This window comes from Shewanella sp. 433 (genome assembly GCF_059338565.1).
Window position 1 is genome coordinate 272,214 of the sequence record NZ_CM181703.1, and the last position, 12,233, is coordinate 284,446.

12 protein-coding genes are annotated in these 12,233 nt (G+C 45.5%); 6 read left to right on the top strand and 6 right to left on the bottom strand.

What is annotated here, in order from left to right; genetic code table 11:
- Nucleotides 1-61: 61 nt before the first annotated feature.
- Nucleotides 62-985 (top strand): LysR family transcriptional regulator, encoded by a 924-nt coding sequence (locus AC5YB1_RS01320; RefSeq protein WP_494520413.1) that lies wholly within the window; start codon nucleotides 62-64, stop codon nucleotides 983-985.
- Nucleotides 986-1,025: 40 nt separating this feature from the next.
- A complete protein-coding gene (locus AC5YB1_RS01325; protein ID WP_494520414.1) occupies nucleotides 1,026-1,673 on the top strand; it encodes a glutathione S-transferase family protein in 648 nt (215 codons plus the stop codon).
- 28 nt (nucleotides 1,674-1,701) lie between these two features.
- Here AC5YB1_RS01325 and AC5YB1_RS01330 read toward each other — a convergent pair whose 3' ends face one another.
- Both AC5YB1_RS01330 and hemG (AC5YB1_RS01335) read right to left on the bottom strand, forming a co-directional pair.
- On the bottom strand, nucleotides 1,702-2,232 hold the full coding sequence (locus AC5YB1_RS01330; RefSeq protein WP_494520415.1) for a thioesterase family protein: 531 nt from the start codon (nucleotides 2,230-2,232) through the stop codon (nucleotides 1,702-1,704).
- 175 nt (nucleotides 2,233-2,407) lie between these two features.
- The gene (gene hemG / locus AC5YB1_RS01335; RefSeq protein ID WP_494520416.1) at nucleotides 2,408-2,941 is read right to left on the bottom strand and encodes a menaquinone-dependent protoporphyrinogen IX dehydrogenase; all 534 of its coding nucleotides are present in this window, start codon (nucleotides 2,939-2,941) and stop codon (nucleotides 2,408-2,410) included.
- A gap of 264 nt (nucleotides 2,942-3,205) precedes the next feature.
- On the opposite strand from hemG (AC5YB1_RS01335), the gene AC5YB1_RS01340 reads away from it, so the two are divergent.
- Nucleotides 3,206-3,511, top strand: coding sequence for an ArsR/SmtB family transcription factor (locus AC5YB1_RS01340; protein WP_028763438.1), 306 nt, complete (start codon nucleotides 3,206-3,208; stop codon nucleotides 3,509-3,511).
- Nucleotides 3,512-3,535: 24 nt separating this feature from the next.
- On the opposite strand, the gene hemG (AC5YB1_RS01345) is transcribed toward AC5YB1_RS01340, so the two are convergent.
- The 4 genes from hemG (AC5YB1_RS01345) to pepQ form a co-directional block, all read right to left on the bottom strand.
- Entirely contained in the window at nucleotides 3,536-4,063 is a 528-nt protein-coding gene (gene hemG / locus AC5YB1_RS01345; protein ID WP_494520417.1) for a menaquinone-dependent protoporphyrinogen IX dehydrogenase, read from the bottom strand.
- Complete coding sequence (locus AC5YB1_RS01350; RefSeq protein ID WP_494520418.1) at nucleotides 4,063-5,520, bottom strand: TrkH family potassium uptake protein; 1,458 nt, start codon at nucleotides 5,518-5,520, stop codon at nucleotides 4,063-4,065. Before AC5YB1_RS01350 ends, hemG (AC5YB1_RS01345) begins: the two co-directional genes overlap by 1 nt.
- A 198-nt stretch (nucleotides 5,521-5,718) precedes the next feature.
- Nucleotides 5,719-6,333, bottom strand: coding sequence for a YigZ family protein (locus tag AC5YB1_RS01355; protein WP_494520419.1), 615 nt, complete (start codon nucleotides 6,331-6,333; stop codon nucleotides 5,719-5,721).
- A 13-nt stretch (nucleotides 6,334-6,346) separates the two neighbouring features.
- Entirely contained in the window at nucleotides 6,347-7,669 is a 1,323-nt protein-coding gene (pepQ, locus tag AC5YB1_RS01360; RefSeq protein WP_475515418.1) for a Xaa-Pro dipeptidase, read from the bottom strand.
- A 282-nt stretch (nucleotides 7,670-7,951) separates the two neighbouring features.
- Between pepQ and fadB the strand changes: the two genes are divergently transcribed.
- The 3 genes from fadB (at nucleotide 7,952) to ybaK (ending at nucleotide 12,143) form a co-directional block, all read left to right on the top strand.
- On the top strand, nucleotides 7,952-10,102 hold the full coding sequence (gene fadB / locus AC5YB1_RS01365; protein WP_494520420.1) for a fatty acid oxidation complex subunit alpha FadB: 2,151 nt from the start codon (nucleotides 7,952-7,954) through the stop codon (nucleotides 10,100-10,102).
- 21 nt (nucleotides 10,103-10,123) lie between these two features.
- Entirely contained in the window at nucleotides 10,124-11,287 is a 1,164-nt protein-coding gene (gene fadA / locus AC5YB1_RS01370) for an acetyl-CoA C-acyltransferase FadA (protein WP_494520421.1), read from the top strand.
- A 373-nt stretch (nucleotides 11,288-11,660) separates the two neighbouring features.
- Nucleotides 11,661-12,143 carry a Cys-tRNA(Pro) deacylase gene (ybaK, locus tag AC5YB1_RS01375; RefSeq protein WP_494520422.1) on the top strand — a complete coding sequence of 161 codons (483 nt, stop codon included), beginning with the start codon at nucleotides 11,661-11,663 and terminating at the stop codon, nucleotides 12,141-12,143.
- Nucleotides 12,144-12,233 lie beyond the last annotated feature (90 nt).

The window sequence follows — 12,233 nt, forward strand, 5'->3', positions numbered from 1 at the left end:
ATAAATATTTTATAGGCTAATTTTATTATTAAGATTAAACAATAAATGGAAATTAGACTGTATGGATGCCTCACAACTCTATCGCATGTTGGTATTTGCCAATGTCGTTGAGCAGGGTTCGCTCACAGCGGCGGCAACACAACTTGGGATCAGCCGCTCTATGGTGAGCCAACACCTTAAACGGCTTGAGAGCCGTTGCCAGCAGACACTGCTAAAGCGCACCACTCGCACGCAATTGCTCACTCAGGCAGGACAGCAGTTTTATTCCTACTGTGCCGAAGTACTGTTACTGGCAAAACAAGCTGATGCGTTACTACTCCCAGAAGATAAACAACTGCAAGGTAAGCTTACTATTGCAGCACCAGTTGCCTTAGGTGAGCACTTATTGGCGCCGATACTGGCAGACTTCCATCAGCATTACCCTTTGCTCAACCTGTCACTGCTATTTACAGATAACAGCCGCGACTGGCCAGAACAGCATATTGATGTCGCGATTCAAGTTGGCCAGCCAGACAAGCGCCTCTGGATGACAGTCGAGCTGGCTAAAGAACAGTATTCATTAGTGGCCAGCCCCAGCTATATCAGTCGTTATGGCAAGCCATTACATCCCGACAGTTTACCCCACCATCAGTGGTTAATGCAGGGGACGCATAGCCGGCCTCGTAGCTATCAGTTTCATCACCGCGATGGCTGCGTATTTTTATTGCAGCTGAGCCCTACCATAAGCTGTAATACCTTGCAGGCAACATTAACACTCGCTAAAGCGGGGTTGGGACTGGCTGTCCTTCCCGATTATTTGCTCAATAGCACAACACATCAGGGGGCATTAATACCGCTGCTGCCCGACTATCAGCTACAGCACAATACCATTTACGCCGTGCATGGCTATCACCGTACTCTGCCGCCAAGAGTAAGGTTAATACTAACGTTTTTACAGCGCAGGTTTAATGTGAAAAACTCGACCGTAAAGCAAAAAGCAGACTAAAGTTAGGGTATCAATTGGCGGCGCATGGCAATAAGTTAAGATGGAACTGTTTTATCATCCACTTTCAAGGTACTCACAAAAAGTACTGGTGGCGTTTTATGAAAAACAGGCCAACTTCTATCCTAGAGTTATCGACGTCAAGGATCCTTACTCACGTAATGCTTTTAAACAACAATACCCTTTAGGTAAGTTACCCCTACTCAAAACACCTTCGGGCAAATTACTGCCCGAATCCAGCATTATTATCGAGTATATTGATCATCAATTCGCCACAGGTACCCAGCTTATTCCTGCAGACTTTGAACATGCATTACAGGTCAGGCTGTGCGATCGTATTATTGATAACGATATAAGCAACAAGCTATATATGATTGAAAAAATGCAAATGCGCGCCGAACAAACCCCATTGAAAATCAAACAACTTGAAAATGACATTGTGGCCAGCCTGAGTAGCTTAAATGAACAATTGGGTCATTATCACTGGTTATGTGGTGATGCGTTTACCATGGCAGATTGTGCGCTAATCCCATCCATCATCGACGTCAGAAAGCGCTTTAAGCTGTACCAATTTGATCAACTTAATCGCTATCTGCACCAAGCTGAAAATCGCGGCTCATGGATGCAGGTTCAACAAGAGATTGAGCTGGCGAAGACAAGTGCGCAGGGAGGCTTTCGCCCTATTCCCTAATGCTACCAGCTCATCGATTTGAGATACGTTATAGATTACGTTCTTTTTTCAGCTGCAAGAATGCTTTCCACTTTACCACCTCAGGAGGCAGCTCTGGCGCGGGGCCTTCAAAACCCGCTTCTTTTACCATAGTAGCAATGGGTATCTGCTTGCGATCGCACACAAAGACGCCGCGCACATGGACGATACAACGCAGGATATTTTCGCTCACAAATCGCTGCTCAATATAAAAGTATTTGTCATCCCAGCCGACCACCTTACTTTGCACTTCAAATTTTCTCAGCGGCTTAATATCGCGAATATAAGTAAATTCCGCCGCATTGACGATGGGCATCCATTTGAGCTTAAGAAAGCGTTTCAACAACCCCATTTCTGCCAACATGTAGGTTCTGGCCAGATCCATAAAGGCGGGGTAACGTGAATTGGTAAGATGAAAGTTGATATCACAATCCAAAGGTAACGCACGATAATCAATCGTACTGGTACCGAGAAAATCAATACTACGACAATGGCGAACACGCCATAACATCAACCAAATCAAGCGAAAATACAGATTCATTACATTAGCGTCCTTTAAAATGAAGCCGAAAGGCTAGCAGAGGTCATACCTGATAACAAGCAAGATATCGGCCTGCACTTCAGTCGTAATGACACGGGCAAGTACAGTGTTTCTTAGTCTAATAAGCACAAAAAAAGAGCCATGATGGCTCTTTTAAACTCACGGTAATCTAACGCTATCTGGTAAGGTTAATAAGGTGCTCACCATATACTTTCACATCGTCCCAATCCGTGTAATCGATAACGGCTTTAGGGTCGGTTGGCCCATGAGTGATCTTCATGATCAGTTGGATCATCAATCTGTCATACCAACGCCAAGAGGGGTAATCAACCTTGCCTGCAATCACTTTGACATCTTTAGGTTTCCAAGGTGACAACTCAATGAATTTTTGCAGGTATTTATTGTTTTCAGGCACACGTTTCTCGGGATTACGCGCGACAACGTTAACACTAAAAAAGCTATTGGGTCTTGAGGCTAGCTGCTGCTGATATTGAGTCGCAAAGGCAAATACCGATTTATCATAACTGCCGTAAAGCACGCAGGCGCCTAAAGCAACGCAATCATACTTATCCCAGTCAATCGTCTCGACATGGCCTATCTGCACCACATCGCATTGATGCCCTTGCTGGCGAATATGTGTTGCTATTGCTTGGGTAATTTTGGCTGTATGCCCGCCACGAGAATAGTAAATAAGTAACACTGAAGCCATATCGCACCCATAATCAAAACCAGTTAAATTACATTGTTACAGCTTAATGCTTTGAAAACATATCAATGGATCACAAATTAGTTAAGGGTTTTGTGAAATATGCCACCTAATCATTAAAAAAATCGCGGTACAATATCTCAATTAAAATACTGATTAAGCTTGTAGACTCACAAATTGAGTTCGAGCTATAGACTAAGTATCATTGCCTTAAGCTGGCCGTTCAATTAGAGTCATCTAATCAAGTAGAGTGTAAGAGACTAACCTATGCAAAAAGATATCGATGTAGATACCATGGTCACCAATGCTCAAAGTGCTGCCAAGTGGCTCAAGGCGATTGCCAATCCCTACCGCCTGATGATCTTATGTCAGTTACTTGATAATGAACTCAGCGTCACTCAGCTTAATGAAACTGTGCCACTGAGTCAGTCGGCGTTATCTCAGCATCTGGCCGTGCTGCGCGCCGAAGATCTGGTCGCGACGCGCAAGAGTTCACAGATTGTCTATTACACCCTGAAAAACGAGCAGGTTACCGAGGTTATTTCGATTCTTTATAAACGCTACTGTGCCTAAGGCTGAGTAGCGCTACTCGCTGCGTTATCGCTCACTAAAAGCTTTACCAAAGGCTTTTACCTTGTCCCAATTAGTAAATTCGAAGGTGCCAGTCGTATCAGTTGGTCCTTTGGTGATCCACATGATGAATCGAATCATAAACTTGTCAAAAAAACGATATTTAGGGTAGTCAATCTTACCGGCAAAAACACCTAGTTGCTGCGGCTGCCATAACGACAGCTGTAAAAACTTTTTCATATAAGGGTTAGTTTCTGGGGTGTTTTTTTCCGGTTTTCTGGCCACCACATTAACGGTGAAAAAAGCGTTTTTCTTGCTATTTAACACGGCGCGATGACGGTTAACATATTGCAGCAGTTCGGGTCTATGCTTGCCATAACGAATGCTGGCACCAATCAGCACCTTATCAAAATAAGACAGATTAACTGCCTGCGCTTCTTCCAATGAAACCACGGTTACCATTTGCGTTTCAGCCTGACAGATCTCTTGGATTTGGTCACAAATCGCCTTGGTTTGCCCATCCACTGTCGAATAAATAATTAATGTACGGCTCATCAATTCTTCCAAAAAGTAGGTGTAAATAACACCAATAAAGTAAACACTTCTAAACGACCAAATAGCATCGCGACCACGAGCACCCACTTGGCACCATCGCCGATACTGGCATAATTACTCGCCACCTCACCTAGTCCTGGACCTAAGTTATTTAAGCAAGCCGCGGTAGCACTAAAGGCGGTAATATTATCCAGCCCCAACGCCATCAGTATCAACATACAAACGACAAAAACCAGCGCATAGGCAGAAAAGAACCCCCATACCGCATCGATCACCCGATCAGGTAACGCCTTGCCATTAATTCGAATCGAGAACATGCCACGAGGGTGCACCAAACGCTTAAGTTCGCGCGATCCTTGCAGCAAGAGTAAGATGACTCGCATCACTTTGATACCGCCGGCGGTAGAGCCCCCACAGCCTCCGATAAAGCTAGAAAAAATCAGTAGCATTGGCAAAAATAGCGGCCACATGTGAAAGCTTTCGGTGCCAAAACCTGCAGTGGTGGAAATGGATACCGCTTGAAACAGGGCAAAATCGAAGGTTTCTTCGGGACTATCATAGATCCCTGAATGATAGAGAGTCGCAAAACAGATCAGGGTGAGGGTGAGCTGAACAACCAATAAAGCTTTAAATTCGGCGTCGCGAAAATAGACTTTTAGATTAATGCCACGACGGGTAAATGCCGCAAAATGCAGACTAAAATTTAGTGCAGCAATCAATAAAAACACCACACACACCATGTTAATTGCCGTACTATCGAAGTAGCCCATACTGGCATCATGGGTAGAAAAACCGCCAATCGCAATGGTCGAGAATGAATGACATATCGCATCAAATAGATCCATGCCGGCAAGCCAATAAGCAAATGCACACGCAATGGTCAATGCTAGGTAGATATACCACAATGCTTTTGCCGATTCGGCGATTCTTGGGGTCATCTTACTGTCTTTAACGGGGCCAGGAATTTCAGCGCGATAGAGCTGCATCCCCCCAACACCCAGTACGGGTAAGATGGCAACCGCTAGCACAATGATCCCCATGCCGCCCAACCATTGCAATAGATGGCGGTAAAACAAGATCGCCTTGGGCAGATCATCTAACCCCACCAAAACTGTAGCCCCAGTGGTGGTTAAACCTGAAAAAGACTCAAAGAAGCTGTCTGCAAGAGATAAGTCTGGTTGACTAGAGAAAATAAAGGGCACTGCACCAATCGATCCCAGCACGCCCCAAAATAACACGACCAACAAAAAACCTTCGCGGGTTCGCAGGTCTTTCTTGTGGTGACGATTGGGGTACCAAAGCACGAAGCCGAGCAATAAACTCAGAAAAAAAGCCTGAATAAACGCCGCGCCGCCACCATCCTTGTAGATCACGGCGACGAGCGCTGGGGGAAGTAGCGATAAAGAAAACAGGCCCATCAACAGCCCGGTAATTCTTATGATTGTTCTATATTGCATCTGGGCTTTCTATTAGTCCTTTAGCGGCATCATGCACAATCGGCCATTTTCGCACATATTTAACATGCTGTTGTATAAAATTTATAACCCTAATACGTAACCCAACCAAGGCAATGATCAAAAACCAAGCGCTTTTATCTTTAAAGCTTTAGCGCAGAGCTAATTTGACCATATTTATATTACCCAGAATAATGACAGTCACTCGGTAAACTGCACTTTCAATTGGCCTTGACTGATGGTGGCTAACTCTTGCGCAAATATTTGCTGACGCCCTTTGGGTATCTCAAAATGTAGCTGTACCTTATCTGAAAATATTTTGTCGGTGATCAGCCCTTCACCACGCTCTAAAAAGTGCTCCACATCCTTAAGCTGATGATACTCACACACTAACTGACCGGGATAACGGATTAATTTAAGTTCGGTCTCCAGCTGCGTGAGCCCTTGCTTAATGCCCGCACTATAGGCTCTCACCAATCCACCGACGCCGAGCTTAGTACCACCAAAGTAGCGCACCACTATGGCACCAATCTCACCAACATTGGCCCCTTGTAACGTGGCTAACATCGGCCGTCCAGCACTCCCTGCAGGCTCACCATCATCACTTGAGCCCATCGTTACTGTATTACTGGGGTCAGCGGCGATAAAAGCATAACAATAATGATTAGCTCCAGGATACTCAGCCTTGACGTTAGTAAGCACACACTTCAGAGTTTGTTCAGATGAGCAATGAAACAGTACGGAGATAAAACGACTGTGTTTTATCTCCTGTTCTATCACTAGGCGCTGAGCCGGAATAAGATAACTTTCACTCAACTATTATTAACCCTTAACCGTGAAGACCTAAATTACGGGTCATATTTTCAGTATGATCATGGTGAACAATCACATTATCTTCAATACGGATGCCACCAAATGGACGTAACATAGCCACCGTATCCCAATTAATCTGTTGCTGACGAGTATCCTGCTTTAAGGTGTCGAGTAAGGTATCAATGATGTACAACCCAGGCTCAATGGTTAGCACTTGATTGGCTGCTAATGTGCGCGTGCAGCGTAAAAATGGGTGTGCCTCTGGCGCAGGAATATGAGTACCACGCTCATCATGCAAGAAGCCTCCCATATCATGTACCTGCAATCCAAGCATGTGGCCTAAGCCGTGAGGGAAAAACACACTGGTGATCCCCTGCTCTACCAAGCCCTGCTTATCACCAGTAGCTAAATTGAAATCCAGTAGAATTTGCGCCAATTTATGGTGAGTTTCTATGTGTAGATCAACATATTTTACCCCGGGTCGCATCATGTCGATAATCGCTAGCTGCAGTTGTTCCATCGCCACGATCAGCTCGCCAAAGCGATTTTTTTCAAAGGCGTAGGTGCGAGTAATGTCGGCGGCATAACCATGAAAGTTAGCACCGGCATCAATCAAAAAAGATAAACGCTGAGCAGGCACCTGATGCTCTAGTGCGGTGTAATGTAATATCGCAGCATTTTGGTTAAGTGCCACAATATTGCCATAGGGCATCTCATTTTCACTCTGATCAACCGCATTGAGGTAAGCTTGTTGGATTTGAAACTCGCTGCCGCCACCGTAAAACGCACTCTTAGCAGCCTCATGCCCTTTCACTGCAATTTCATTGGCTTTGCGCATGCAGGCTAGTTCATATTGTGTTTTCGTTGCACGATGATAGTGCAAATAACTCATTACGGCATCGGGATTACGCGATGTAAACCCTAATACTTCGGCAACCTCCAAATGTTCGCCAATATAGGCCCAGTTACCAATATCATTAGGCAAAAAATCGGCTATTTTGTCGGCTTTGGTGAGTAGCTTAACTTCAATTTCACTGGTCCAAAATGCATCAGGAAGGTCAGCCACTTTATGCCAAAAATCCACTGGACGATAAAAAATCAGCTGTGGTTTATCCTTACCATTAACCAATAACCAGCAATGGGGATTATCGATAACGGGTAACCACGCCTTAAAATGTGGATTAACCTTAAACGGGTAATCCATATCGTCTAAAAACTGACGATGAGGCTGACCTGAATGGATCACCAATCCAGACAGTTTTTCCCTCTCTATAATCTCAGCAACGCGATGATTTAACTCAAGGATATGGTCAGGGTAAAGGGTAGCTAAATTTTCCATGTCTATGTTCCTATTATTATTTTATGGCACACGTCTAGATGCTTAACACCTAGGCGTCAGTGGCGGCGACAATATTGACGTCAGTCTAACATAAAGCACAAAATTCAGCCTAACCGAAGAAAATTAAACAACCGTTTAAATTGGGTGTTGAAATTTTCTCGATTTAGACGCACACTGAGCAGCAACTGGTCAAATGATGGCCTGCTGTAAGATAGAGATTTTACCTACGTCATACAAAATCAATAGTAGGTAGTGCTCTTTAAAGCAATAAGGAAGCAAGCAATGATCTACCAAAGTCCTACGATTCAGGTTGAACAACTTGAAGACAATATCGCTCGGCTCTGTTTTAACGCCGCAGGCTCAGTGAACAAATTTGACAGAGAAACCTTAACGTCTCTCGATGCCGCATTAGATGCCATTAAGCAACAGCCAAACCTTAAAGGCTTAATGCTGGCGTCTGGAAAGGATGCATTTATTGTCGGCGCAGATATCACCGAATTTTTAGGTCTGTTCGCACAAGATGATGCCGTACTGCTCAATTGGTTAGAAGAAGCTAACAAGATCTTTAATAAGCTTGAAGATTTGCCCTTCCCAACCATCTCAGCAATCAAAGGCTTTGCATTAGGCGGTGGCTGTGAAACCATTTTAGCAACCGATATGCGCGTGGCTGATACCACGGCTCGCATTGGTCTGCCCGAAACTAAACTGGGTATTATTCCTGGTTTTGGCGGCACGGTACGTCTACCTCGCGTCATTGGCGCAGACAACGCGCTTGAGTGGATCACCACAGGTAAAGATCAACGCCCAGAAGCGGCATTAAAAGTCGGCGCTATCGATGCTGTTGTTGCACCAGAAGCGCTAGAAACCGCAGCGATTCAAATGCTTAACCATGCCATTGCCGAGAAGATTGATTGGCAATCACGTCGTAACCGTAAATTATCTCCACTCACGCTACCTAAGCTTGAAGCAATGATGTCATTTGCCACAGCTAAAGGCATGGTCTTTCAGGTTGCAGGCAAACATTACCCAGCCCCAATGACTGCGGTTGATATAATAGAGCAAGCCGCAGGCGCTAAGCGAGCTGAAGCGCTACAAATCGAACATCAGGCATTTCTTAAACTGGCTAAAACCGAAGTTGCTCAAGCACTTATCGGTATATTCCTTAATGATCAACTCGTTAAAGGAAAGGCAAAGAAAGCTTCTAAGCAAGCTAAACCCGTAAACAGTGCCGCAGTGTTGGGCGCAGGCATCATGGGCGGTGGTATTGCCTATCAAAGTGCCAGCAAAGGCACGCCAATCGTCATGAAAGATATCGCTCAGCCAGCACTTGAACTTGGTTTAGGCGAAGCATCTAAACTACTGACAGCGCAAATCAAACGTGGACGCTCGACTCCAGAGAAGATGGCTGCAGTACTGAATAACATCACTGCCACACTCGATTACAGTGCGGTAAAACAAGCCGATGTTGTTGTTGAAGCCGTTGTTGAGCATCCAAAAGTGAAAGCCACGGTATTGGCTGAAGTCGAAGAGCATGTCAGTGAAGATGCTATTATCGCCTCCAACACATCAACCATCTCAATCAATCTATTGGCTAAGAGCCTTAAGAAACCTGAGCGTTTCTGCGGTATGCATTTCTTTAACCCAGTACACAAGATGCCTTTGGTTGAAGTTATCCGTGGTGAAAATAGTTCAGAAGAGACGATTGCATCCGTTGTGGCTTATGCTGCCAAAATGGGGAAAACCCCTATTGTTGTTAACGACTGCCCAGGCTTCTTCGTGAACCGCGTGCTATTTCCTTATTTTGCCGGCTTTAGTGGCCTACTTGCCGATGGCGCCGATTTTGCGGCTATCGACAAGGTAATGGAAAAGCAGTTTGGTTGGCCAATGGGCCCTGCTTATCTGCTCGACGTAGTAGGTCTAGATACCGGCCACCACGCACAAGCAGTGATGGCTGAAGGTTTCCCCGACAGAATGGGCAAAACCGGTAAAGATGCGATTGATGTAATGTTTGAAGCGCAGCGTTTTGGACAAAAAAATGCCAAAGGTTTCTATCAGTACTCTGTCGATCGCCGTGGTAAGCCAAAGAAAGATATCGATCCTGTAAGTTATGAACTCCTAGGTAATACCTTTGGTGAACTCAAAGAGTTCACCAAAGAGGAAATCATTGCTCGCACTATGATCCCAATGATTATCGAAACAGTACGCTGCCTCGAAGAAGGCATCATTGCCACCCCAGCTGAAGCTGATATGGGGCTGGTTTACGGTCTTGGTTTCCCTCCATTTAGAGGGGGTGTGTTCCGTTACATCGACACCATGAGCGTAGCTAATTTTGTTGCATTAGCCGACAAATATGCTCACCTAGGCGGTCTGTACCAAGTAACAGACAAGATGCGTGAACTTGCTGCCAACAACGGTAGCTACTACCAAGCCTAATCAGCCGGAAGGAATAGAATAATGAAACAAGCAGTTATTGTAGATTGCATCCGTACTCCTATGGGCCGCTCTAAAGCTGGAGTATTTAGAAACGTTCGTGCAGAGACCTTGTCGGCCGAACTAATGAAAGCGTTACTGGTTCGTAACCCACAACTTGACCCTAATACCATTGAAGATGTGATTTGGGGCTGTGTACAGCAAACCTTAGAGCAAGGCTTCAACATCGCGCGTAATGCCGCCCTACTGGCTGGTATTCCTAAGCAAGCGGGCGCTGTCACCATCAACCGTCTTTGTGGTTCATCAATGGAAGCCATGCATCAAGCTGCTCGCGCCATCATGACGGGCATGGGTGATACCTTTATTGTCGGTGGCGTTGAACACATGGGTCACGTGCCGATGAATCACGGTGTCGATTTCCACCCAGGCCTTGCCAACAACGTGGCTAAAGCCTCGGGCATGATGGGGCTAACCGCCGAGATGCTAGGTAAGATGCACGGCATCACCCGCCAGCAGCAAGATGAGTTTGCCGTACGCTCTCATCAACGCGCCTATGCGGCCACCGTTGAAGGACGCTTTGCTAACGAAATCCATGCAATTGAGGGTCACGATGCCAGCGGTGCTCTTGTAAAGGTATACCACGATGAAGTCATTCGTCCTGAAACCACACTAGAATCACTTGCAGGTCTTCGCCCTGTATTTGACCCAGCTAACGGCACAGTAACGGCAGGGACTTCTTCGGCATTGTCTGACGGTGCCTCGGCTATGCTGGTGATGGAAGAAGAGAAAGCGAAAGCGCTTGGTCTACCAATCCGCGCCCGCATTCGCTCTATGGCTGTTGCCGGCTGTGATGCAGCAATCATGGGTTACGGCCCCGTTCCTGCCACACAAAAAGCACTTGCCCGTGCAGGTCTCACCATTAATGACCTTGATGTGATTGAGCTTAACGAAGCCTTCGCAGCACAATCACTACCTTGTGTTAAAGATCTTGGATTGATGGATGTGGTCGACGAAAAGATTAACCTTAACGGTGGTGCGATTGCACTGGGTCACCCATTAGGCTGTTCAGGTACACGTATCTCTACCACCTTAATCAATCTCATGGAAAGTAAGGATGCTAACTTAGGCTTAGCCACAATGTGTATTGGTTTGGGTCAAGGTATCGCAACGGTATTTGAACGCGTTTAACGCCAACTACCCATCACCGTTATAAAAAATCGAGTAGCTAATAGCTTACTCGATTTTTTTTGGCTGTTTCACGTGAAACAGGCTTGAGAAAAGTTCACCGTGATGAGAACAATAGCTGATGAACATTATCGATATTCAACCATTGGTTAGGGTATTTTTGTCGATACTGCATATCGAAAACAAAGACGAGTAACCCAAGGTTCTCAATGCATTGTCGGACAGGCTAAACAACTCAATATTAATCATCTATACCTACAGATAGAAAGTAAAAATGTCGGCCTTTATCACAGTCAAGGTTGGCAAACGATAGCTAAAATTCCTTATCATGCGTTGACACTTTCGGTCATGCACCGACGCCTATAAAGAAAGAGCAATGACACCAGCAACCAAAGCCTTAGATAAAGCCAACATCAGCTACAGCCTTCACGAATATCAACATGAGAGCAACGCCAAAGCGTTTGGTTTAGAGGCTGCAGAAAAACTTAACCTTCCGGTGGAACAGGTCTTTAAAACCTTAGTCGCCCAACTGGACTCAGGTCAATTGGTGGTCGCCATCATCCCTGTCAATGAAAAGCTCAATATGAAGCGTTTGGCTAAAGCCTCTGCAGCCAAAAAAGCAGCCATGGCGCCTGCCGATGTAGTGCAGCGAGCCACAGGATATATATTGGGAGGGGTCAGCCCTATCGGTCAAAAAAAACGTCTCGTCACTTTTATTCATCAAAGTGCAGAAAAACTCGAACGCTGTTATGTCAGTGGTGGGCGTCGCGGCTTAGATATTGGCATCACACCACAAGATCTTATTCGCGCGACGAACGGTAAATATGCTTGGTTAACCGATAGTGACCCACTCGAGTAAACCATATAAACAAGTTGTTTCACGTGAAACAACCCCTCTTGAGTTCACAAAACCGTGCCCACATCTTGGCTTAGTCATGCCGCTAGCGTA